This window comes from Glycomyces paridis (genome assembly GCF_004912155.1).
In the GTDB taxonomy this organism is placed as follows: domain Bacteria; phylum Actinomycetota; class Actinomycetes; order Mycobacteriales; family Micromonosporaceae; genus Glycomyces; species Glycomyces paridis.
In genome coordinates, this window is the sequence record NZ_STGX01000003.1 from 84,328 (window position 1) to 105,279 (window position 20,952).

25 protein-coding genes and 1 pseudogene are annotated in these 20,952 nt (G+C 68.1%); 14 read left to right on the top strand and 12 right to left on the bottom strand.

The annotated features are described in order from the left end of the window. Window positions 1-70: 70 nt before the first annotated feature. Window positions 71-424: an RNA polymerase-binding protein RbpA gene (locus E9998_RS04570; RefSeq protein WP_136528530.1), complete on the top strand. Its 354-nt coding sequence runs from the start codon at window positions 71-73 to the stop codon at window positions 422-424. Between the two features lie 155 nt (window positions 425-579). Here the strand turns inward: E9998_RS04570 and pgl are convergent, their stop codons facing one another. Genes pgl through tkt form a run of 6 tightly spaced genes read right to left on the bottom strand, consistent with a single transcriptional unit; the run spans window position 580 to window position 8,675 of the window. Beyond that, window positions 580-1,323: a 6-phosphogluconolactonase gene (pgl, locus tag E9998_RS04575; protein WP_136528531.1), complete on the bottom strand. Its 744-nt coding sequence runs from the start codon at window positions 1,321-1,323 to the stop codon at window positions 580-582. After that, window positions 1,320-2,267, bottom strand: coding sequence for a glucose-6-phosphate dehydrogenase assembly protein OpcA (locus E9998_RS04580; RefSeq protein ID WP_136528532.1), 948 nt, complete (start codon window positions 2,265-2,267; stop codon window positions 1,320-1,322). Before E9998_RS04580 ends, pgl begins: the two co-directional genes overlap by 4 nt. 15 nt (window positions 2,268-2,282) lie before the next feature. After that, window positions 2,283-3,824, bottom strand: a complete 1,542-nt coding sequence (zwf, locus tag E9998_RS04585; RefSeq protein ID WP_136528533.1) for a glucose-6-phosphate dehydrogenase — start codon at window positions 3,822-3,824, stop codon at window positions 2,283-2,285. Beyond that, entirely contained in the window at window positions 3,825-5,441 is a 1,617-nt protein-coding gene (locus E9998_RS04590; protein ID WP_136528534.1) for a glucose-6-phosphate isomerase, read from the bottom strand. Beyond that, window positions 5,438-6,559: a transaldolase gene (tal, locus tag E9998_RS04595; protein ID WP_136528535.1), complete on the bottom strand. Its 1,122-nt coding sequence runs from the start codon at window positions 6,557-6,559 to the stop codon at window positions 5,438-5,440. Before tal ends, E9998_RS04590 begins: the two co-directional genes overlap by 4 nt. A 37-nt stretch (window positions 6,560-6,596) precedes the next feature. Beyond that, entirely contained in the window at window positions 6,597-8,675 is a 2,079-nt protein-coding gene (gene tkt, locus E9998_RS04600) for a transketolase (RefSeq protein ID WP_240037503.1), read from the bottom strand. A gap of 225 nt (window positions 8,676-8,900) precedes the next feature. On the opposite strand from tkt, the gene E9998_RS04605 reads away from it, so the two are divergent. Further along, on the top strand, window positions 8,901-9,920 hold the full coding sequence (locus E9998_RS04605) for a heme o synthase (protein ID WP_136528537.1): 1,020 nt from the start codon (window positions 8,901-8,903) through the stop codon (window positions 9,918-9,920). Between the two features lie 50 nt (window positions 9,921-9,970). Then, complete coding sequence (locus E9998_RS25155) at window positions 9,971-10,129, top strand: hypothetical protein (RefSeq protein ID WP_158299692.1); 159 nt, start codon at window positions 9,971-9,973, stop codon at window positions 10,127-10,129. Between the two features lie 198 nt (window positions 10,130-10,327). Here the strand turns inward: E9998_RS25155 and E9998_RS04610 are convergent, their stop codons facing one another. Continuing rightward, window positions 10,328-10,678 (bottom strand): hypothetical protein, encoded by a 351-nt coding sequence (locus E9998_RS04610; protein ID WP_136528538.1) that lies wholly within the window; start codon window positions 10,676-10,678, stop codon window positions 10,328-10,330. Then, a complete protein-coding gene (locus E9998_RS04615) occupies window positions 10,671-11,054 on the bottom strand; it encodes a hypothetical protein (protein ID WP_136528539.1) in 384 nt (127 codons plus the stop codon). The genes E9998_RS04610 and E9998_RS04615 overlap by 8 nt, the downstream gene beginning before the upstream one ends. A gap of 242 nt (window positions 11,055-11,296) precedes the next feature. Between E9998_RS04615 and E9998_RS04620 the strand changes: the two genes are divergently transcribed. The 6 genes and pseudogenes from E9998_RS04620 (at window position 11,297) to E9998_RS04645 (ending at window position 14,073) form a co-directional block, all read left to right on the top strand. Beyond that, a complete protein-coding gene (locus E9998_RS04620) occupies window positions 11,297-12,160 on the top strand; it encodes a helix-turn-helix domain-containing protein (protein ID WP_136528540.1) in 864 nt (287 codons plus the stop codon). Beyond that, complete coding sequence (locus E9998_RS04625) at window positions 12,157-12,396, top strand: DUF397 domain-containing protein (RefSeq protein ID WP_136528541.1); 240 nt, start codon at window positions 12,157-12,159, stop codon at window positions 12,394-12,396. The genes E9998_RS04620 and E9998_RS04625 overlap by 4 nt, the downstream gene beginning before the upstream one ends. Before the next feature lie 14 nt (window positions 12,397-12,410). Further along, a complete protein-coding gene (locus E9998_RS04630; RefSeq protein ID WP_136528542.1) occupies window positions 12,411-12,650 on the top strand; it encodes a DUF397 domain-containing protein in 240 nt (79 codons plus the stop codon). Between the two features lie 101 nt (window positions 12,651-12,751). Then, window positions 12,752-13,516: pseudogene (locus E9998_RS04635) on the top strand (GNAT family N-acetyltransferase). 87 nt (window positions 13,517-13,603) lie between these two features. After that, window positions 13,604-13,795 (top strand): hypothetical protein, encoded by a 192-nt coding sequence (locus E9998_RS04640; protein WP_136528543.1) that lies wholly within the window; start codon window positions 13,604-13,606, stop codon window positions 13,793-13,795. A 77-nt stretch (window positions 13,796-13,872) separates the two neighbouring features. Next, window positions 13,873-14,073: a hypothetical protein gene (locus E9998_RS04645; RefSeq protein WP_136528544.1), complete on the top strand. Its 201-nt coding sequence runs from the start codon at window positions 13,873-13,875 to the stop codon at window positions 14,071-14,073. Window positions 14,074-14,104: 31 nt separating this feature from the next. Here the strand turns inward: E9998_RS04645 and E9998_RS04650 are convergent, their stop codons facing one another. The 4 genes from E9998_RS04650 to E9998_RS04665 all read right to left on the bottom strand — a co-directional run bounded on the left by E9998_RS04650 (window position 14,105) and on the right by E9998_RS04665 (window position 16,688). Further along, window positions 14,105-14,593, bottom strand: a complete 489-nt coding sequence (locus E9998_RS04650) for a lamin tail domain-containing protein (protein WP_204745257.1) — start codon at window positions 14,591-14,593, stop codon at window positions 14,105-14,107. 534 nt (window positions 14,594-15,127) lie between these two features. Next, window positions 15,128-15,712, bottom strand: a complete 585-nt coding sequence (locus E9998_RS04655) for a DinB family protein (RefSeq protein ID WP_136528545.1) — start codon at window positions 15,710-15,712, stop codon at window positions 15,128-15,130. Between the two features lie 91 nt (window positions 15,713-15,803). Continuing rightward, window positions 15,804-16,094 carry a DUF7660 family protein gene (locus tag E9998_RS04660; RefSeq protein ID WP_136528546.1) on the bottom strand — a complete coding sequence of 97 codons (291 nt, stop codon included), beginning with the start codon at window positions 16,092-16,094 and terminating at the stop codon, window positions 15,804-15,806. A gap of 57 nt (window positions 16,095-16,151) precedes the next feature. After that, a complete protein-coding gene (locus E9998_RS04665) occupies window positions 16,152-16,688 on the bottom strand; it encodes a hypothetical protein (RefSeq protein WP_136528547.1) in 537 nt (178 codons plus the stop codon). A 120-nt stretch (window positions 16,689-16,808) separates the two neighbouring features. Here E9998_RS04665 and E9998_RS04670 point away from each other — a divergent pair, with 120 nt between their 5' ends. The 5 genes from E9998_RS04670 (at window position 16,809) to E9998_RS04690 (ending at window position 20,935) form a co-directional block, all read left to right on the top strand. Further along, window positions 16,809-17,675: a phosphotransferase enzyme family protein gene (locus E9998_RS04670; RefSeq protein ID WP_136528548.1), complete on the top strand. Its 867-nt coding sequence runs from the start codon at window positions 16,809-16,811 to the stop codon at window positions 17,673-17,675. Between the two features lie 47 nt (window positions 17,676-17,722). Beyond that, window positions 17,723-18,088 (top strand): hypothetical protein, encoded by a 366-nt coding sequence (locus E9998_RS04675; RefSeq protein WP_136528549.1) that lies wholly within the window; start codon window positions 17,723-17,725, stop codon window positions 18,086-18,088. A 161-nt stretch (window positions 18,089-18,249) separates the two neighbouring features. Next, window positions 18,250-18,618 carry a GNAT family N-acetyltransferase gene (locus tag E9998_RS04680; RefSeq protein ID WP_204745258.1) on the top strand — a complete coding sequence of 123 codons (369 nt, stop codon included), beginning with the start codon at window positions 18,250-18,252 and terminating at the stop codon, window positions 18,616-18,618. 106 nt (window positions 18,619-18,724) lie between these two features. Next, the gene (locus E9998_RS04685) at window positions 18,725-19,057 is read left to right on the top strand and encodes an Imm32 family immunity protein (protein WP_136528550.1); all 333 of its coding nucleotides are present in this window, start codon (window positions 18,725-18,727) and stop codon (window positions 19,055-19,057) included. A gap of 180 nt (window positions 19,058-19,237) precedes the next feature. Further along, window positions 19,238-20,935: a cellulose-binding domain-containing protein gene (locus tag E9998_RS04690; protein ID WP_136528551.1), complete on the top strand. Its 1,698-nt coding sequence runs from the start codon at window positions 19,238-19,240 to the stop codon at window positions 20,933-20,935. Window positions 20,936-20,952: the final 17 nt, after the last annotated feature.

The following is a 20,952-nucleotide window of genomic DNA, read 5'->3' on the forward strand; positions in this document are numbered from 1 at the left end:
CCCTGGCGGCGCCGTCGCGCCCGGTCGACCTCTACAAGAGATCCCCCGTCTGTGAGGAGCGATCACACATATGTCCAACGGACAAGCCATCCGCGGCACGCGGATCGGCGCCGCCCCGGGACTCCACTCGGAACGCGGCGAACCCGTGCCACGGCAGAACGTCGTCTACTGGTGCGCCAACGGACACGAGACCGTTCGCCAATTCGCGCTCTACGTCGAGGTGCCGCAGGAATGGGACTGCACCTGCTGCGGCTGGCCCGCCAGCCCCGACCAGGAGAACCCGCCCGAGCGCCGATCCGCCAAGCCGTACAAGACCCACCTCAACTACGTGCGTGAGCGCCGCAGCGAGGAGGAGGCCGAAGACCTCCTCGCCGAAGCGCTCGCCGCCCGCGCCGCCGCCCGCGGCGAACGCTCCCTCTACTAGAAGACACCGAGCGGCACTCACCACCGCTCCGATCGCAGCGGCACTCACCACCGCTCCGAGCGGCCCCAGATCGCAAGGTTGGGCGACGGGCCGCACCCGACACACGCTAAAGGCCCGGAGCGAACAGCGGTTCGCTCCGGGCCCTTCTTCGCGTCTCAGAACTCCAAGTGCTTCAAGCGCTCGGCGGCGTCCTTGTCGATCAGCCACCTGGTGTGGCCCTGCGCCTCGACCAGGCCCGCCGGAAGCTCGCGCTTCGACAGGGCCTCGTCGACCGCCTCGGCCTTGCCCGGGCCCGAGGCGATGATCCACGCCGCGGCGGCCGTGTTGAGGGCCTCCAGGGTCAGCGACACGCGCTCCGGCGGCGGCTTGGGGGAGTGGTGCACCCCCACCGCCGAACCCGCCGCGTCGAGCGCGGCGTTGCCCGGGAACAGCGACGCCACGTGCCCGTCCTCGCCGATGCCCAGCAGCACCAGGTCGAACGCGGGAACGCCCGTCCCGCCGGCGGCGGTCTCCAGCTCGGCCGAGTACAGCGAGGCCGCCTCCTCGGGCGTGTCCACCACGTCGGAGGCCGCCATCGGGTGCACCCGCTCCGGGTCGACCGGCAGGTGGTCCAGGAACGCCTCGCGCGCCTGGGTCTCGTTCCGCTCCGGGTCGCCCGAGGGCAGGAACCGCTCGTCGCCCCACCAGAAGTCGACCCGCGACCAGTCCACGACACCGCGGATGCCCGAGGCCAGGACGTTCGCGTACACCTTCGCGGCGATGCGGCCGCCGGTGAGCACGACCGACGCCGAACCCCGCTGCGCCTGCGCGTCCGCGAGCCGGTTGATCAACCGGGCCGCGACCGCGTCGGCCAGCACGTCGGCGTCCTCGTGCACGATCACGGCGCTCGAACGGCTCATGCGGCCGCCCGATCCGACGCGTAGTGGTCCTTGAACGCGTCGAGCACGTGCCGGTAGGCAGTGTCGGGTTCGATGTGCCGCAGCTCCTCGGCGAGCAGCTGCCCCAGGGTGCGGCCCTGGAGCGTCTGGCGGCGCTTCGGCAGGCCCGCCTGGCGCAGCACCGTGGTGCCGTCGGTCTTGCGCTCGACCTCCATCGTCTCGCCCCCGACCATCGTGAACGCCACCGAGGCGATCGCGGGCAGGTGCTCGGAGTTGCGCTCGACCTCGGTGTCCACGACCTCCGGCGACACGCCCAGGCGCGTGTCGAGCCACGCGGCCATGAGCTGCGCCGACGGGTCGTCGTCGTCCGCCTTGATGACGATCTTCTCGACCGACTGGGTCACCCCGTCGAAGGCGCTGGCGATGAGCGAGCGCCACAGGCTGATCCGGGTCCAGCAGATGTCGGTGTCGCCGGGCACGTACGACTCGGCGCGCCGCGCCAGCGACGCGACCGGGTCGGCCGCGCGGGCCGAGTACGTGATGCGCCGGTCGGCGAACGAGCGCAGCTCGTGCTCCAGCCCGTACCGGACCGGGTCGAGCAGCCACCAGGTGACCACCGGGACGTCCGAGGCCAGCATGGGCAGCACGATCGAGGTCAGGTGCTTCGCGGCCGGACCGTCCAGGCGCAGGATGATCGCCTCGGCCGAACCGAGCCGGTCGCCCACGGTGACCTCGGCGTCGATGCGCGGCTCGGTCGCCTCCAGGTCCCGCGGGATCGCCAGGATCAGCCGGTACGGGTGCTCCTGCGCGGCGAACGAGGCGGCCTTCTCGACCTCCTCGCGCTCGTCCTCGGTGGTCAGCGCGACCAGGTTGAGCGCCAGGCCGGAGGTGCCGCCGCCGACCTCGTGAAGGAGCCCGTCGAGGGCCTTCATGATGTCGCCGGTGGTGGTGTCCTTCAGATGCACGTCCAGACTCCCCTTCTAGGCCCGGCGCCAGCGGCGGCCGGAGGATTGCAGCATGAGGTCGGCCCCGGCGGGGCCCCACGTCCCGGACTCGTACGGCTCGGGCTTCGTGCTCTCCCAGTACTCTTCGAGCGGGTCGATGACCGCCCACGAGGCGTCGACCTCCTGCGCGTCGGGGAACAGCGTCTTGTCGCCCAGCAGCACGTCCAGGATGAGCCGCTCGTACGCCTCGGGGCTCGACTCGGTGAACGTCTCGCCGTAGCCGAAGCCCATCGAGATGTCCCGCAGCTCCATGCCGGTGCCCGGGACCTTCGAGCCGAACTTCACCGTGATGCCCTCGTCCGGCTGGACCCGGATGACCAGCTGGTTGTTCCCCAGGGTCGTCGTGTCGTAGTCGGCGAACGGCATGTGCGGGGCCTCCTTGAAGACCACCGCGATCTCGGTGACGCGCTTGGGCAGCCGCTTCCCGGTGCGCAGGTAGAACGGCACGCCGTTCCAGCGCCGGTTCTGGATGCCGATCTGGACCGCCGCGTACGTCTCGGTGGTCGAGGTCTGCGGGATGTTGTCCTCGGCCAGGTAGCCCTTGACGGGGCGGCCCTGCACCCAGCCGTCGGTGTACTGGCCGCGGATCGCGGTCGCCTCGAGATCGTCGTGGAGCTTGATGGCCCGCAGGACCTTCAGCTTCTCGGTGCGGATCTCCTCGGCCTCGAACCCGTTGGGCTGCTCCATCGCCGCGATGGCGAGGAGCTGGAGCACGTGGTTCTGGAGGACGTCGCGGGCCGCGCCGTTGTCGTCGTAGAACCCCGCCCGGGTGCCGATGCCGACGTCCTCGGCCATCGTGATCTGCACGTGGTCGACGTAGTTGGAGTTCCAGATCGGCTCGAACATCGCGTTCGCGAAGCGCAGCGCGAAGATGTTCTGCACCGTCTCCTTGCCGAGGTAGTGGTCGATGCGGAACACGTCGGGCGCGGTGAACACCTGGTCGACGAGCTCGTTGAGCTCCGACGCGGACGCGCGGTCCTCGCCGAAGGGCTTCTCGACCACGACGCGGCGCCAGCCGCCGCCGTCCTGGCGGTTGTCCGACATGCCGGTCCGCTTGAGCTGCTTGAGCACGGTCGGGAACGCCAGCGGCGGGATCGAGAAGTACATCGCCGCGTTGCCGACGATGCCGTGCGTGATCCGCAGGTCGTCCACGGTCGCGTCGAGCCGGTCGAAGGCCGCGTCGTCGTCGAACGCGCCCTGCACGAACTTGAAGTTGCCGGCCAGGCGCGCCCAGACCTCCTCGCGCCACGGCGTGCGCGCGTGGGCCTTGGCGGCCTCGCGGGACATCTCCTCGAAGGTCTCGTCGCCCCAGTCGCGGCGGGCGAAACCGACGATGACGAACGACGCCGGGAGCAGGCCCCGGTTGGCGAGGTCGTAGATCGCCGGGATGAGCTTCTTCTTCGCGAGGTCGCCGGTCACGCCGAAGATCACCAGGGCGCATGGCTCGGGGATGCGCGGCAGCCGCCGGTCGGCCGGGTCGCGGAGCGGGTTGACGTGGGTCGCAGGGGCGTCGCTCATCTAGCTCAGCTCCCGCACCGCGTGGAGCACCTGGTTGACGCCGCGCTCGCGGTCGGTCAGGTGCAGGCGCACGATCGGGCGCTCGCGGGACTGGAGGGCCTGGCGGTCCCCGGCGGCCTGCGCGGCCTGGAGGCCCGCGAAGGTGTAGTCGCGGCCGGGGATGTCGAGGTCCTCGGCGCTGGCGCCGGTGATCTGGAGGAACACGCCGGTCTGGCGCCCGCCCTTGTGGAACTGCCCGGTGGAGTGCAGGAACCGCGGTCCCCAGCCCCAGGTGACGGGCGCGCCGGTCCGGTCGGCCAGTTCGGCGCGGAGCTTCGCCAGGTCAGCGTCGTCGATCCGGTCGAGGTAGGCCAGGACGGCGATGTACGCGCCCTCGCTGTCGGCGTCGGTGAGGATCTCCCCGAGCGCCCCGGCGACGGTCTCGGCGTGCGAGCCGTAGATCTCGACCGCGCCGTCCACGGCGTGCGGGCGCTCCTCGGGCAGGCCGTCGGCGAGGATGCGGTTGGTGTTGTTCTTCGACTCGGTGACGTTCGGCTGGTTGAACGGGTCGATGCCGATGAGGTACCCGGCGTACGCGGTCGCGAGCTCCCACGCGAGGAACTGCGCGCCGAGCGGGCCGTTGACGACCACGTCGGGCATCGCCAGCGCCGAGCCGGACGAGGGCAGGCCCGTGGAGGAACCGCCGACGGTGGCGTAGACGCGGTCGGCGCCGCGAGCGCCGGGGGCGGCGGGTCCTTCGAGGACGACCGGGAGGGTCCCCTTGCCGTCCTTGCCGAGGGACTCGGCGATGAGCTGCTCGGCCCAGTCGCCGAGGCCGACGATGCCGGTGCCGTCGTCGGCGATGGTGATCGTCTGCTTGGCGGCGATGACCGCGCCGAGCACCACGGCCGGGTCGTCCCCGTCGGAGCCGATGGTGGCCGCGAAGGTCTCGGCCTGGTCGATGAGCTCGGCGATGTCGGCGCCCGCGAGCGCGGTCGGCACGAGGCCGAACGCGGTCAGCGCCGAGTAGCGCCCGCCCACGGTGGCGTCGGCGAGGAACAGGTGCGAGCCCTGCGCGGTCGCCAGCTCCTCCAGCGCCGAGCCGGGGTCGGTGACGAACACGAACCGCTTGGCGTGGTCGGTGACGCCGACGGCCTCGAACGCGGCCTCGAAGGCGCGGCGCTGCGAGTCGGTCTCCACGGTCGAGCCGGACTTGGAGGAGACGACCACGGCGGTGCGCCGCAGCGAGGCCTCGCCGAGTTCGGCCAGGATCTGGCCGGGGTCGGTGGTGTCGAGGATGCTGATGCCCAGGTCCAGGGTCCGGGAGATGACCTCGGGCGCGAGCGAGGAGCCGCCCATGCCCGCGAGGGCGATGTGGTCGACGCCCTGCTCGCCGAGTTCGGCGCGCAGCTTCGCGAGCGGCGCGACGAGCTCTTTGGACTGCACGAACGTGTCGACCCAGCCGAGCCGGATCGCGGCCTCCTCCTCCGCTTCGGGGCCCCACAGGGTGGCGTCCTTGGCGGCGACCTTGGCGGGCACGCCTTCGGCCCTGAGCCGGTCGACGCCAGCGTTCACGTCGACGCCGGTGGTGACCGCGAGGCCTCCGGCGGCTTCCATCTTGCCCATCGGCTCGCTCACTTCTGTGCTCCGCTCGTGTTGAGCTTGGACTCGATCTGCTCCAGCAGCTGCTTCCAGCTGACGATGAACTTGTCCACGCCTTCGTCTTCGAGGACCTTCACGACGTCGGCGTAGTCGACGCCGACCCGCTCCAGGCGGAGCATGACGGTCGCGGCGTCGGCGTAGTGCGGCCGGATCGTGTCGGCCTCGACCTCACCGTGGTCGGCGAAGTCGTGGAGGGTGCCCTCGGGCATGGTGTTGACGGTGCCGGGGGCGATGAGGTCCTCGACGTAGAGGACGTCGCGGTAGTCGGGGTTCTTGACCGACGTGGACGCCCACAGCGGGCGCTGCGGGACGGCCCCGGCCGCGGCCAGCGCCTCCCAGCGCCCGGTCGCGAACGCGTTCTCGAACTCCTGGTAGGCCAGTCGCGCGTTGGCGACGGCGGCCTTCCCCTTGAGCGCCAGGGCCTCGTCGGTGCCGATGCCGTCGAGCCGCTTGTCGATCTCGGAGTCCACGCGGGACACGAAGAACGAGGCGACCGAGCGGATCGTTGAGAGGTCGAGGCCTTTGCCCTTCGCGATCTCCAGGCCGGCCATGTAGGCGTCCATGACGCCCCGGTAGCGCTCCAGGGAGAAGATCAGCGTCACGTTGACGCTGATGCCCTCGCCGATCGCGGCGGTGATGGCGGGGAGCCCGGCCTCGGTGGCCGGGATCTTGATCATGGTGTTGGGGCGGTCCACGGCCCACCACAGGGCCTTGGCCTCGGCGATGGTCGCCTCGGTCTCGTGGGCGAGGCGGGGGTCGACCTCGATGGACACGCGGCCGTCCTGGCCACCGGTGGTCTCGAAGACCGTGGCCAGGACGTCCGCCGCCCAGCGGATGTCGAAGGTGGTGATGGCGCGAGCGGCCTCGTCGACGCTCACCTTCCGGACCGCGAGGTCCGCGATCTGCTCGTCGTAACCGCTGCCCTTGCTCAGGGCGGCGGCGAAAATGGACGGGTTCGACGTGACGCCCGCGACGGACGACCCGGCGATGAGTTCCTTCAGGTTGCCCGTCTCCAGTCGCTCGCGCGAGATGTCGTCGAGCCAGACCGACACCCCCGCCGCCGACAGACCGGCGAGATTCTCGTTCGCGCTCATCGGTTCCTCCAGCCTTCCAGCTAGTTCCGCTTGCCTGCTACTGCTGTGCCTTCTTGATGGAGGAGCGGGCCGCGTCCGCGACGGCGGAGGCGGTGATGCCGAACTCCTCGTACAACTTCTCGAACGGCGCGGAGGCACCGAAGTGTTCCAGGGAGACGCTGACTCCCGCGTCACCCACGAGGTCCCTCCAGGACAGCGCGATGCCGGCCTCGACGGACACGCGGGCCTTGACCGCCTTGGGCAGCACCGACTCGCGGTAGGCCTCGTCCTGCTCCTGGAACCACTCGATCGACGGGACCGACACGACGCGGGCCTTGACGCCCTCGGCGGCGAGGGTCTCGGCGGCCTCGACGGCCAGCTGGACCTCCGAGCCGGAGCCCAGCAGGATCACGTCGGGGGTGCCCTCGGTGTCGAGGAGCGTGTACGCGCCCTTCGCGGCGCCCTCGGCCGAGGCGAACTTCGTGCGGTCGTAGACCGGGATGTTCTGGCGCGTCAGCGCGAGCGCCGCGGGGCGGTCGGTCTTGCCCAGCAGGGTCTTCCAGACCACGGCGGTCTCGTTGGCGTCGCCGGGGCGGACGACGTCCAGGCCCGGGATCGCGCGCAGCGCCGCGAGGTGCTCGACCGGCTGGTGGGTCGGGCCGTCCTCGCCGAGGCCGATCGAGTCGTGCGTCCACACGTAGACCACGGGGGTCTTCATGAGCGCGGCCAGGCGCACCGCGGGGCGCATGTAGTCGGAGAAGACCAGGAACGTCCCGCCGTAGGGGCGGGTCGGGCCGTGGAGCTTGATGCCGTTGAGGATCGCGCCCATGCCGAACTCGCGGATGCCGAAGTGGAGGGTGCGGCCGTACGGGTTGCCCGGGTAGGTCTTGGTCTGGCGCGACAGCGGCAGGAACGACTCCTCGCCGTCCATCGTGGTGTTGTTGGAGCCGGCCAGGTCGGCCGAGCCGCCCCACAGCTCGGGCAGCACCGGCGCGAGCGCCGAGAGCACCTTGCCGGAGGCCGAACGGGTCGCGACGCCCTTCGCGGAGGCCTCGAACTCGGGGAACGCGTCCTCGAAGCCCTCGGGGAACTCGCCCGCCCACAGGCGGTCGTGCAGGGCCTTCTTCTCGGGGTGCTCGGCGGCCCAGTTGTTGAACTCGGTCTGCCACGCGGCGCGCTTGGCCTGCCCGCGGGTGACCGCGGAACGGGTGTGCGCGAGGACCTCGTCCGACACGTGGAAGGACTTTGCGGGGTCGAAGCCGAGGATCTCCTTGGTCGCGGCGATCTCGTCGGCGCCCAGGGCCGAGCCGTGCGCGGCGTAGGAGTTCTGCTTCTTGGGGGCCGGCCAGCCGATGATGGTCTTCAGGCGGATCAGCGAGGGCTTGTCGGTGACGGCCTTGGCCTTCTCGATCGCCTCGTAGAGGGCCTTCGGGTCCTCGTTGTACTCGGACCCGGCCTTCCAGTCCACGGTCTGCACGTGCCAGCCGTAGGCCTCGTAGCGCTTCGCCACGTCCTCGATCAGGGCGATGTTCGTGTCGTCCTCGATCGAGATCTCGTTGTCGTCGTAGATGAGGACCAGGTTGCCCAGCTCCTGCACACCGGCGAGCGCCGACGCCTCGTGCGTCACGCCCTCCTCGATGTCGCCGTCGGAGGCCAGGACGTACACGTAGTGGTCGAACAGGCTCTCGCCCACCGCCGGCTCGGGGTCGAACAGGCCGCGCTCGCGGCGCGCGCCCATCGCCATGCCCACGGCGGTCGCCAGGCCCTGGCCCAGCGGGCCGGTGGTCGTCTCGACGCCCGCGGTGTGGCCCACCTCGGGGTGGCCGGGGGTCAGCGAGTTCCACTGGCGCAGGCTCTCCAGGTCGGAGAGCTCCAGGCCGTACCCGGCCAGGTACAGCTGCACGTACAGCGTCAAGCTGGAGTGCCCGCACGAGAGCACGAAGCGGTCGCGGCCCTCCCACTCGGGCTCGCTCGGGTCGTGGCGCATGACCTTCTGGAACAGGGTGTGTGCGACCGGAGCCAGGCTCATCGCGGTGCCCGGGTGGCCGTTGCCGGCCTTCTGGACCGCGTCGGCGGCCAGCAGGCGCGCCGTGTCAACCGCTTGCTGATCGAGTTCGGTCCACTCGAACTGTGCCACTGCGATACTCCTTGATACTCGTATTGATGCTCGTCGTATTTGGGCCCTTGACGTGTGCCTTCTGACCCTACCTACACAGGCTGAACTTTATGCGCGGTCTCTCGCAGGGCGAAATTCGGCGCGTTGTGAACCCGCCCACGAGCAATCCTCGCACCCGAAAGGCCCTGGTAGGGGCCATCGACCCAGGCCCCGGTCACAACCGCACAGACCGTATGGTGGGCGGTGATGAACGAGGACCCGACCCGCACCGACTTGCAGGCCCCCGGCGCCAACGGCGCCCTCGCCGACCGCCCCCGGCCCGCCCGCAAGCGCATCGAACTCCCCGAACCCGGTGCCGCCCAGGACACCCGGCCGGGCTGGCGCGCACTCGTCGGCGCCTACGTCTCGCTCACGAAGCCCCGCATCGTCGAGCTGCTCCTCATCACCACCGTCCCGGCGATGCTCGTCGCCGCCCGCATCGAGTACGACGCGCTCCCGTCCTTGACGGCCGTCCTCGCCACCCTCCTCGGCGGCGCCCTCGCCGCCGGCTCGGCCAACGCGATCAACTGCTACATCGACCGCGACATCGACCAGCTCATGCGCCGCACCTCGCGCCGCCCCCTCGCCAAGCACCAGATCCCGCCGCGCAACGCCCTCATTTTCGGGCTCGTCATCGGCGCGATCGCGGTCCTCGGCATGGGCCTGCTCGTCAACTGGCTCGCCGCCGCCCTCACCTTCGGCGCCATCGTCTACTACGACGTCGTCTACACGATCTGGCTCAAGCGCACCACCCCGTACAACACCGTCTGGGGCGGCGCCTGCGGCGCGGCCCCCGTGCTCATCGGCTGGGCGGCCGTCACCGGGCACATGTCGTGGATGGCCTGGGTCCTGTTCGCCGTGGTCTTCCTCTGGCAGCCCCCGCACTTCTACGTGCTCGCCATGAAGTTCAAGGACGACTACGCCGCCGCCGGCATCCCGATGCTCCCCGTCGTCGCCCCCGCCAAGCGCGTCGCCGTCGAGTCCGTGGTCTACGGCTGGGCGATGCTCGCCGTCTCCGTCGTGCCGATGCTCCTCCAGCCCGGCACGACCTGGCTCTACGGCATCGTCGCGGTCGTCACGGGCGGCCTGTTCGTGTGGGAGTGCCACAAGCTCCTCGGCCGCGTCAACCGCGGCGAGGACCCCAAGCCGATGCGTCTCTTCCACTGGTCCACCAGTTACCTGACGCTGCTGTTCCTCGCGCTGGCGGTCGACTCCTTCCTCATGTAGGCCACCACGCACGGTCGACCCGCGGGCATCGCCGGGTCTAGGCTGCGGGAGTGAAATCCCTTCTGGTCCTGCTGGTCGCGCTCATCCTCTTCGCGGTCGGGGCGGTGCTGGTGTTCCGGATCATCGATGGGGCCGTCGATGAGGCGACGCGTGAGAACGGCGTCCTCGACGTGTGCCCCGAGGGCACCAAGGACGACATCTGGTGTTAGCGGCGATCCGCCTTCGCGCACGACGAAGCATCGACAGAGCAGAGAAAGTCAGCGAGAAAGCAACACGGAGCAGCATGGAGCAGCACGGAACAGTGCTGAGCGCGACTGAGGGCCGACCGATCCCCACCGGACCGGTCGGCCCTCGCATTCGATTCCGGCCCTGCTCGGGTCGGCTCCCGTGTTCGCTTCCGGCCGTTGTCAGGTCGAACCGGATCGGGACCCGGACTTGGAACCTGCCGCGAGTTTGCGGGCCTTGGCCAGGATCCAGGGGCACCAAGGGTCGTCGTTCCAGGCCCCGCGCCAGACGGGCGGGTCCTCCAGGTCACCCGTGAACCGGCAGATCTCGTACGGCCGGGCGCCGTCCTCGCAGTCGATCAGGTAGCGGTTCGGCCCGGCCGGGTACACGCCGGTCTCGGGCCCGAGGTCGTAGACGGTGAAGACGGCCGGGCCCCTGGTGAAGTCCCCGAGGTAACCGACCAGTCCCGATGCGCCGTCCGAGCGGCGGTTCCGCTGCGGTTCCGGGTCGGCCAACGTGGTCGCATCAGCCATTGCAGTACCTCGTCGCCTCGGGCCGCGGGCGGCTGGTGCGGGCCACGGTCGGAGCCCCCGGCGTGCCGATCCGGTGGCCCGAGTAGAAGACGCGGAAGGCGGACTCCTCGGCCCAGGACTTCCACTCGGCGCCCATCGAGCGCCACTCGGGTCCCCAGGTGGCTTTGAGCTCGCCGGAGTTCAGGCCGGAGATGATCAGGACGATGTCGCGGCTGTCGCCGGTATAGACCTGGAACGAATCGGGGGAGTTCGCGGAGGATGCCCGGACCCCGAAGTTGTGGCGGCCATCGGTAAAGGTCCCCCGTTCGAGCGACGGGACGCGCGCCGGATCAGGGTTGGCCCCGCCCGGCAAGTAGGTGACAATGGGTCTGGACACGGATCTACCTCCGATGTCGAAAGACCGGGGCGGGCCTCGGGTACCAAGCTTCGGTCCCGCCCCGGTCGGCTTATTTGAGGGCGCGAAATGCCCGAACTCACGAACCCCGTCCCCGGAATCCCCTAGTGCGTTCCTCGTGCCTGGTTGGTATCATGGCACACATCATCGACTGAGGCAATATTGCCTCGCTCGATCGGGCGCGTCTTTTTCTGTCGGTTCTCCGACAGAGGATTGGAGTATCGATGGCGATCATCACCGGCCCCGGCCCCTCGCTCCGCTCTCAATGGCTCGGCGAGAAACTCCGTGAACTCCGCATGGCCAAGAAGATGTCGCTGCGGGTGGCGGGCGAGTATCTCCAACGAGACGCCAGCACCGTGAGCCGCTACGAGAACGGCGAGTATCCGCTCCGCAAGGCTGATTTGAGCGCGTTGATGACGCTCTACGATGTCTCCGATTCGCAGCAGCGCGCCGACCTGGAACAGATCTGTGAAGACGCCTGGCAGCGAGACTGGTGGGACAGCCACAGAGACGACTTTGGCAAGGACTTCGTTAATGTTCCCTGGTTGGAGAGCCGGGCGACTCGCATCTTGGCCTACCAGCACTTCCTTGTGTATGGACTGTTCCAAACTCGCGAGTACGCGACCTCCGTGATCACTGAACTTCGCTTCGGGACCGAATCTGCGAACCAGATCGCTCGATGGACCGACCTCCGAATCGACCGGCAGCAGATCCTGACAGCCAAGAAAGCTCCGCTCATCGAGGCAATCTTTGAGGCTTCGATTCTGCGGCGCATCACAGGTTCGCTCGAAGTCTCGCGGGCCCAGCTCAAGCACCTGCTGGAGCTTTCCGAACGCGAGAACCTCACGATTCGCTTCATCCCTGAGGAATCAGGGCCGCACAAGGGATCTGAGGGAACCTTCACACTGTATGAGCTTCCAGAGCCCTATCCGGCAGTCGCGCATGTCGAAACCCGTGCTGGTGGCCTGTATGTCGAGGAACCCAGGGCGAGTATTTTCGAAGCTGTGTGGCAGGATCTTGACCGAGCGGCACTACCAGCGGAGCGGTCCCGAGACTTGATCGCGGATCGATTGAAGGAGATGGAATGAGCACCCAACAGCAGCTCTCGGCAGGCGAGCTTGCTGGAATCCGTTGGCGTAAGAGCTCTCGCAGCACCAGCGGCAACGGTCAATGTGTCGAGGCTGGTCCTTTGGTTGACGGCTCTGGGCGAGTCGCGGTTCGCCACTCCCGTCACCCCGAGGGCTCGCTGATCGTGTACACCCGGGCCGAGTGGACCGCGTTCCTCGCGGGTGCCAAGGTCGGCGAGTTCGACTTCAACAGCTAGGTCCGGAGGATCGTGTGACCACCGATCAAGACCTGTCAGCCGAGGAGCTGGCAGGAATCCGCTGGCAGAAGAGCACTCGCAGCCCAGACAACAGCGGCCAGTGCGTCGAAGCGGGCTTCTTCAGCGACGACTCTGGGCGCGTTGCGCTCCGACACTCGCAGCACCGCGAGGCGCCTCCGATCGTCTACACCCGGGCGGAGTGGGTGGCGTTCCTGGCAGGCGCTAAAGACGGCGAGTTCGACTTCGCCGACTGAAAGGCCATCGGGCCCAATTCAGGTGCGCTCGTCGCTGGATCATGCTGGGATCGGTCCTCATGAGCGATGGTGACCTGAGCGAAGCCGACTTGGCAGTCCGGATGGACCGGAATCTGGCGGAACACGCTTGTCACCTGCATCGGAAGATGACCGGTGCGGGCGTCTCGGAGACGGGTGACCTCCTGATCGCCGACAGCGGGCTGGATGACGACACGTTCAACATCGTCGCTGGGGCCCGCTTCAGCGCCGCGACCGCTTCGGCTCGGATCGCTGAGACCGTACAGGCGGTGTCCCGGGCGGGTCGTCACTTCTCGTGGTGGGTCGGGCCCGGCTCGACACCGTCCGACCTCGCCACCCGACTCGCCGCCGCGGGCTTCCCCGCCTCCGAAACGGAGACGGCGATGTGGGCCGACCTGAACGAAATCCCGCCCCGGATTGCCGTCGAGGGCCTCGACATCCATCCCGTCTCCGCCGTTGAGCAGCTCGCCGACTATGCGAACGTCCTTGCCGCGAACTGGGATCTGCCCGCCGACACGGTGCGCCGCTTCTTCGCCGAGGCCGCCCCGCAGGCGCTGGCCGCGCAGAGTCCAGCCCGGTACCTGGTCGGCTACGTCGACGGCCTTCCTGTCTGCTCCGCCGAGGTCTTCCTCCACGCGGACGTCGCGGGCGTTTACAACATCTCCACCCTCGCCGACCACCGCCGCCTCGGCTAGGGGGGCGCCATCCCCCTCGCGGCCCTCCACACGGCCCGCGAGCGCGGCCACCGCGTGGCGGTCCTCCAGGCGTCCGCCGCAGGAGAACCCGTCTACCGCCGCCTCGGCTTCCACCCTTCCGGCCACTTCACCGAACACGCGATCAACCCTTGAACACGTTGGGCCGCAACAATGCACCGAGTAATCTGCCGCCGATGCGGCGGCTGGGGACCGTCCGCCACGACCGAGGAATCCGCCGCGATGATGGCCAAGCTCGACGGCTGGCACCACAACCGCCGCGGCTGGACCTGTCCCCTCTGCCAAGCCGACAAGGAACTCCCGTGGGCCCTCGCCTCACTCGTCTTCCTCGCCATCGGACTACTACTCGGCGCCCTCTGCATCGGCCTAGCCCTCTTCGACGCACTCCCCGCCTGGCTAACCGAACCCCGTTGACCCGCAGCCGCTCCAGCGCCTCACCGGCTGCATCGTCCAGGCGGTGCGCACCTGGGTGAAAAGCACCGGAAGCGGCAATGCGAATCACCCAGGTTCGACGCCCGACCAGCGAGAACGAGGGCCTCGTAGGCTACGACGCCGTGATCGCCGAAGAGAACCGGAAGCTCCGCGCCGAGAACGAGCGGCTGCGCCAGGATCGCGCCACGAACCTCTCCGCCGCTGGTCACTCACCGAACATGGCTGGGGTCAGCACGCCTGACCTTCGTCGATGGACTTGAAGCCGGTTCTGAGCGCTGCGCGCTGCAGGGCTCAGTGGAAGGTGACGTAGCCGTTGCCGTCGGCGTCATCGCGCCCCGGTTTGTAGGAGTGGGAGTCCGCGCCCGTGCCCGACGGCTTGTAGAGATAGATGGAGTCGCCGGTGTTGTTCCAGATGAAGTTGCAGTTGTCCCGGTAGACGACGTTGTTCGCGTCCGAATCGTTGCCGTTGCCGCCGCGAAGCCGGACGTAGTCGCCGGGCTGGAGGTAGTGGTCGGCGGTGAACGTGAAGCTGTTGCCGACAGCGTCCTTCACCCGGTAGCCCCGGAGGTTGACCGTCGCAGTCTTGGAGTAGTTCCTGATGGTCAGGTACTCCTTGGAGGTGTTCCCTCCCGAGCAGCGGTTGTCGTCGGGGCCGGGCGCGTTGTACTGGACTCCTTGGATCTTGAGGGCCGACGAGTATTCCGTGGCGGAGGCCGGGACCGCGGTGGCAACGAGGGTGGCGACGGCTAGGCCGATGACCATAAGCGTCTTCTTAATCATCAGAATGTCCTCATTGTTCTGAAATGAAGGGTGGGCTCGAATCGCATCTCGTGTGCATGTTCGAGCGACTGAGGATAAATGTTAGCGCTTCTCGGATTTGCTGTGGGGGCGCGTGCCGGTACCTGTCGCCACCTGTAGCGCCTCCATTCCCGCAGGCCGCAGACGGTGGTTCTTAGGTGAGATCCTCGGCCGGAAAGTGTCGGCAAGTGCGAAACCAGCAGTTGAGACTGCAAGTGCACTCGGCGTCATAGTTCAGCTCGGTGCAGCGCGGGCAGGGCCAACCCTCGAACTCGCACACCAGGTGGTCGAACTTTCCCTTGTACCGCTGGTGCGCGTAGCCGAGGGGCTCGCATTCGCCTGGCCGCGCTTCACGGAGGAGCACCGTTCTGCCTCTTCCTGGGGAGCGCCGTCACCGCCGACGGCGAGCGAGAAATCCGAGATCGCCTCGAACGCGGTCGATCGCGAGTAGGTCGGCTTTCCTTTCCGATGGTCCCGCCGCCGTTTCGAAGCGAGGCCACTGCTGCCGGGCCAGGATCAAGGCTCGATTCGTCCCGCGGATCTGGCGGCCTGCTCGATCTTCGCGCAATATGTGGCGCGGGCTTCCTCGTCGATCGGCTGCTCCTGTTCGGGGCGCAGCCCGGTTCGGCCGTCGAGGCCCTCGCGCAGGATGTCGGCCTGCCCGGTGTGCCGGATGGTCTCCCCGAGCACATGGACCAGGACCGCGAACAGGGTGGTGTCGGTGTACGGCTCAGGCCACCAAGGCACACGACCGGCGGCGTCGAGAGGCAGCTCGCTGATCGTCGCGTCCGAATGCGCCCACGTGCGCCGGTACGACTCGATGATCTCATCGCGACTCTCGTGCTCGGCCGCCCACAGGTCACTGCCGTCCGCGTCCTGCCAGCGCGGCAACGGCTCTGGCGAGGGCCGATCAAAAACCTCACCGAAATACCTGGCCTCGACACTGGCGACATGTTTGACCAGGCCGAGCAGGTTGGTCCCGGTCGCCGTCAACGGTCGGCGGGCATCGTACTCAGACAAACCGTCGAGCTTCCACACCAACGCCTGGCGATCCCGCCGCAGCCGCCCGAGCAGATGGTCCTTCGCGAAATCATCGATCATGCCGCAAGAGCCTGCCACACACCGTCCTCGAACCCGCGATCCCATACTTGACTCGCGACCGCCAGCGGACCTGTCCGTCCATGGAGCTCGCTTACTCGTAGCCGCTGGCACCGACAAGGGCGCCGGCGATGACCTGCCAAGCGGGCCCGGTGAGGTCCTGGTCGCGGTTGCTCAGACCGGGGTTGCGGGGGAGGGACTCCAAGACGGCGGCCAGGGCATCCAGGAATCGCTCCAAGTTCGAGTTCTCCCACTCCCCGGGGTGGGCGATCAGGTCCTCGCGCATCGACTCGACGATTCGCGCGGCATCGGCATACGAACCGACGGCGGCGAGGTCGGCATCGGAAATGGAGGCGAAGCGGCCGGTTCCAGCGGTGTTGCTCATGTAGTCATGTTCGCTGGTGACGCTTGCGATCCTGAAGTCAGGGCGGGGTGCGCCTCGTCAGGGCGTTTCGCTGTGACCGATGCTCGGACCGGAGACGGTTCCTGGGGTCTCGACGGCCTTTCTGGCCTCGGGCTCCTTCAACACCTCTGGGGTGGAGGAGGCGAGCCCGTGAGCCGTGTGGAGACGTTCGAAGCGGGAGCGCATGAGACCGGGGAGGATCAGCATTCCGAGGAGGCCGATGGCGAGCAACGGAATCGAGACCGTGAAGAGGGCGTTCGCGGGCGTCCCTTCGAGATCGAGCATCGGGAAGACGAGCGATGCGAGGACCAACCCGAGCAGCCCGGCGCCGCCCGCGATCAGCGGCACGGTGCTGACGCGGTCGAAGCGGGCGTTGGAGCCGGCGAGGTCGGCTTCGAGGGCGTACAGGTCCGACAACTCCAGTGGCCGCGTGGTGCGGTAGCGGAGGTACTTCAGGCCCTCCGGCGGTTTCTGCTGCGGATTGGAGTGGTCCTTCGCCTTCGGGTAGGCCTTGATCGCGGAGCCGTCAGGGGTGATGTGCCACTGGACCGGCCAGTCCTGCTTCGGCCTGCTCATGCTTCCTTTGCCTCCATTTGTCGCCGGTCCTCATGGGAGGCAGGCGAACTTGTCTTCGCCAGGCTGCCGCAGACGCTCGGCGCCCTCCCCGCCTTCGGTCCAGGGTATTAGGCTGCGGCAATGCCCGAACGCCCACCCGAAAACCTGGCCTCGGCGCTGGCCGAGCGGTTCAGCCTGCCGATTGCCGACGCCGAGCCGGTCCGGGGGCTGGGCGACGAGTGCGAAATCTGGAGAACCGGCGGGCACGCCGTCCGGGTGAGCCCCACTTTCCGGTCTACGGACGACCTGGAATGGGTCTATCGGACGGTCGCCCGGCTCGCCGAATTCGTACCGGAGGTCGTGGTCCCGCTGCGAGACGCCGACGGCCGCGCCGTCATCGAAGTGGCGGGCAATCCCGTCTCAGTCTGGCCCTGGATCGACGGGCAACAGCTCGACCGCGAGGACCCGACGGCCCGGAGACAGGCCGCCGACCTCCTCGCACGGCTGCACACCGCCGCAAGCGCACTCAGCGACCCTGGCCCGCGCCCGCAGCCCGTCGCGCGCTGCGAGTCCTGCGGGCATTGGGACGACCTCCAGGACCCCACCCTCGACGCGGCGCTCGCGGCGGTCCGGCGCCGGCCTACCCGCATGCCCCTGCACGGCGACTTCTACCGCCGAAACCTCATCCGCCGTGACGGCGCCATCGCCGGTCTGATCGACTGGGACGAACTCCGGATCCACCTGCCCGAATCGGAGCTCGCCTGGGCCACTTGGGAACACTCCAAGAACACCACCGGCGACACACTCCTGCCCGACCGCGCCCGCGACTTCCTCACCGCCTACGAGCACCGCACCGGCCGCCCCGTCGACCGCGACCTCATCGTCCCCCTGATCCGCGACGGCCTCCGACTCGAAATCTGCCGCGCACGAGCCACCCATACCGCCGACGACACCTACACCGCCGGCCAACTCCACGCCTTCCGCGAACTCCGCGACACCGCGCTTTGAGGCCGCCGGCAGCAGAACGGCACACCCGTAACTGAAAAGGAGCTCGCATGATCCTCACCGTTCACAGCATGGGGAAGACGAAGCATGCGCAGACGCCTTTTGAGAAGGCCGAGCTCATCCGTGTCGCGGTCGAGCAGCAGCGCTTTTCGATCGCAGGAATCGGCGCAGGGGACAATCAGGTGTTCATGCTCGATGAGAGGCCTTGGAAGCAAGGCATCGGATGTCGCTCGAAGAGTTCTGCGAGACAGGTACAGGTGATCGCCCCACGACCGTCGATTGGGTGCGGGGTGAGATCAACGCTGAGCGCATCGGGTGACCCGCATGGGCAAGCTGACGGCGAGGCGCTCGCTCCGGCGACATCGAACGAACGCGGTTGCGGCGCTTGCCCCTGTACTGGCAGGCTCGCATCGTGAAGGAACAGCGGGAAGGGCCAGCAGGGAATCCGATGGCGCGTGCCGAGGTCACGCTTGCCTTGGCCATTCGCAATCTGACAGTGGACGACCTTCCCGGCTGCGGGTGGTCCGGCGGTGGCCTGCATCTCGATTCGGTTGCTGCCGAACTCGATCGGGCGGCATTGGGCGAGGTCGACTACGTCGCGGTCTGCGGGCCCGCAGGGGTGCCGGTGGCCATCGGTGGCGTCGACTTCGCGCCGTTCTCCGACGCCGGCTACCTCTGGCAGCTCGCCGTCCACCCGCTCCTGCAACGCTGCGGCATCGGCACCGTCCTCGTCGGCGGTCTTGAGGACCGCATCCGCGCTCGCGGCCTGAGCCGCGCTGAGCTTCGATACGAGCAGCATCTCGAAGGGAACCGGGCCTTCTACGAGCGCCTCGGCTACACCCCCTACGGCACCGCCCCCGACGGCTGGGACGAGCAACTCCCGGGCGGCGAGACCAGGCGCTACGAGACCGTCTGCGTCAAGATGCGCCGGGCTCTTCCCCGCTGAAGCTTTCCGCTTGCGATCCGAACGGTAGATGGCGAATGGGTTTTGATCGTATTGCTGCTTCGTCCTGCGCCCGGAGCGCATGTTCAGATTATGATCTGAGGTTGAAATGGAACAAGAACAAGTCGTAGGTGGTCCCCGTGATGGCGAACGGGAGACTCGCGATATCCGGATTCAAATATGGCCCTATCGCTCCGATATGGGAGTCGTGAGCTGGTGGGAATCGGATACGCGCCTTACTGTTTCAGTTGTCGATTACAGCTTCGGGCGTGAGATTGAAATACAAGGAAATCGAGCGGGACTGATTTCACTTGCTCGGGATCTGTTGACGCTTGCTCAAGAAGGTGCGCCGAACAAAAGCGATATCCTCTTGGACTCCGATGGTCTCGACGGCGAATCGGAGACTTTGAGGATGATGGTCTGTGAGCCCTGGGGTCAATGATGCCCGGTCCGGTCTGGGGGGAGGGTTGACAAGGGGTTGAGATATAGAGGAGTATCGATGGATGGTTTGGGGTGGTTCCCTGTGGGAGCTGGCCTGGACTGGTTCGCATGATACGACTCGACGGACCCCCTTCACCGTTGCGAGCGCGACGAGGCCGCGATTAACAAAGGACCTCGAAACATGCATGGGATTCGAAGACGGAAGCGGCTGGGGATTGCCAGTGCGGCCGTTGTTGCGCTGGGCGCCAGTGCTGTCAGTGTTGTCAGCGCCGGGCAGGCCTTCGCTGAGGAGGGCTGCGAGGTGGACTACACCGTCGTGAGTGAGTGGGGCGGCGGGTTTCAGGCCAATGTGACCATCACCGCTGGTGAGGCCATCAATGGTTGGGAGATCGCTTGGACGTTCCCGGCGGGGACGTCGGTCAGTTCCGCGTGGAACGTGGACTGGAATGTGAGTGGGGGCCGATTCACCGGTTCCGACGTGGGCTGGAATGCCGCGATCGGTTCGGGGCAGAGCCGGGAGGTGTTCGGGTTCATCGGGAGCGGCAGCAGTGCCGCGCCGGGGCAGATCTCCATCAACGGGGACGTGTGCGACGGGCAGGTCGATCCCGAGCCCACGACGAGCGGTCCGGATCCCGATCCGGGCAATCCTGAATGGGGGCAAGGGCTTCCGCCCGCGGATGCGGAGCTGAGCCGGGCCTACCAGTTGATTCAGGAATCCGACCCGAAGGGGTACGAGCCGCGCTCCGGAGAGTGCTCCAATGAGGTCCATGCCCGGTACTGGACCTACGGACCCGACGGGAAGGTCTATCCGACCTGGCATCCGACGCGGGATGCGAGCGGGTGCTCCTTCGGGCACGAGCACGGGGACGACCCCAGGGAGTCGCCGCTGTTCGGGGAGAGCGGGTTCCCGCCCTTCGGGTACGTGAGCGAGGTGCAGGTGGACAGCCTGCCCGAGCACAGCCACCGGCACGAGGACCATGTGGGGCACAAGATCCTCGTGGAGAACGTGGACGTGATCCAGGGCGACAACGGCACGTCCTTCTTCCCGCCGCAGGGAGCCGTGCTCGCCGGGTGCGACATCCTGTTGAAGATCCACCAGGGCACGCACTCGCCGGACGCGTTCAAGAACAACGTGCACGAGCTCATCGCGAACATCAAGTGCAACGCGAACGGCCAGACCGTGCAGGCCGACTTCGCGATGCTCATGCCGTTCGGCGAGGCGGGCGGGTTCAGCCCCTCGGAGTGCCCGGGCTTCGGCGGGCAGCGCGTGGAGGTCGGGACGCCGGTGCCGGCGGACTCGCCCTCGGAGTTCGTGACGCCCGGCAGGCTCATCGCCGAGACCGGGTGCATCGACGCGATCCGCAGGGGCGACACGCACAACGACCCGCTGTTCCCGACGCCGCAGCCGTTCAACGTCTCCGACATGGACGACTTCTGGTTCGGGAACTCGCAGGTCAGCGGCGCGGGCGTGAACTTCAGCATGTCGCCGCTGTTCTATGTGGTCGATTCGCAGCGCTACTACGACCCGTCGCTGCCGAACGGCCTCGGCCGCGTGCTCGACCTGTGCTACGAGCCGGACCTCCTGGGCGGTCCGAACTGCGACGAGGCGTTGCAGGCGGGCGGCGGCCAGCGGCTCCAGTGGGACGATCCGCGCTCGCCGTTCAAGGGCGCGTTGCGGGAGTACCGGCCCGGGGGCTTCTCGCTCCAGGCGTCGGGTTCGTCGACCGTGTACACGGACGCGTACGGCGACAACGCCTCGGCGACGCCGTTCGACGGTTCGATCGAGCAGCGCTTCTCGGGGAGCACCTCGGGTGCGAACTGGTACGTGCGCGGCGCGACCCGCGACTGGGACGACGGGACGGTGCACTCGCCGAACTGACGCGACCTGAACCGGAA

Coding starts and splice junctions, on each gene's coding strand:
- E9998_RS04570 (WP_136528530.1), top strand. CDS start 71: ATGTCCAACGGACAAGCCATCCGCGGCACGCGGATCGGCGCCGCCCCG.
- pgl (WP_136528531.1), bottom strand. CDS start 1,323: ATGAGCCGTTCGAGCGCCGTGATCGTGCACGAGGACGCCGACGTGCTG.
- zwf (WP_136528533.1), bottom strand. CDS start 3,824: ATGAGCGACGCCCCTGCGACCCACGTCAACCCGCTCCGCGACCCGGCC.
- tal (WP_136528535.1), bottom strand. CDS start 6,559: ATGAGCGCGAACGAGAATCTCGCCGGTCTGTCGGCGGCGGGGGTGTCG.
- E9998_RS04605 (WP_136528537.1), top strand. CDS start 8,901: ATGAACGAGGACCCGACCCGCACCGACTTGCAGGCCCCCGGCGCCAAC.
- E9998_RS04610 (WP_136528538.1), bottom strand. CDS start 10,678: ATGGCTGATGCGACCACGTTGGCCGACCCGGAACCGCAGCGGAACCGC.
- E9998_RS04620 (WP_136528540.1), top strand. CDS start 11,297: ATGGCGATCATCACCGGCCCCGGCCCCTCGCTCCGCTCTCAATGGCTC.
- E9998_RS04625 (WP_136528541.1), top strand. CDS start 12,157: ATGAGCACCCAACAGCAGCTCTCGGCAGGCGAGCTTGCTGGAATCCGT.
- E9998_RS04640 (WP_136528543.1), top strand. CDS start 13,604: ATGATGGCCAAGCTCGACGGCTGGCACCACAACCGCCGCGGCTGGACC.
- E9998_RS04645 (WP_136528544.1), top strand. CDS start 13,873: ATGCGAATCACCCAGGTTCGACGCCCGACCAGCGAGAACGAGGGCCTC.
- E9998_RS04650 (WP_204745257.1), bottom strand. CDS start 14,593: ATGATTAAGAAGACGCTTATGGTCATCGGCCTAGCCGTCGCCACCCTC.
- E9998_RS04655 (WP_136528545.1), bottom strand. CDS start 15,712: ATGATCGATGATTTCGCGAAGGACCATCTGCTCGGGCGGCTGCGGCGG.
- E9998_RS04660 (WP_136528546.1), bottom strand. CDS start 16,094: ATGAGCAACACCGCTGGAACCGGCCGCTTCGCCTCCATTTCCGATGCC.
- E9998_RS04665 (WP_136528547.1), bottom strand. CDS start 16,688: ATGAGCAGGCCGAAGCAGGACTGGCCGGTCCAGTGGCACATCACCCCT.
- E9998_RS04670 (WP_136528548.1), top strand. CDS start 16,809: ATGCCCGAACGCCCACCCGAAAACCTGGCCTCGGCGCTGGCCGAGCGG.
- E9998_RS04675 (WP_136528549.1), top strand. CDS start 17,723: ATGATCCTCACCGTTCACAGCATGGGGAAGACGAAGCATGCGCAGACG.
- E9998_RS04685 (WP_136528550.1), top strand. CDS start 18,725: ATGGAACAAGAACAAGTCGTAGGTGGTCCCCGTGATGGCGAACGGGAG.
- E9998_RS04690 (WP_136528551.1), top strand. CDS start 19,238: ATGCATGGGATTCGAAGACGGAAGCGGCTGGGGATTGCCAGTGCGGCC.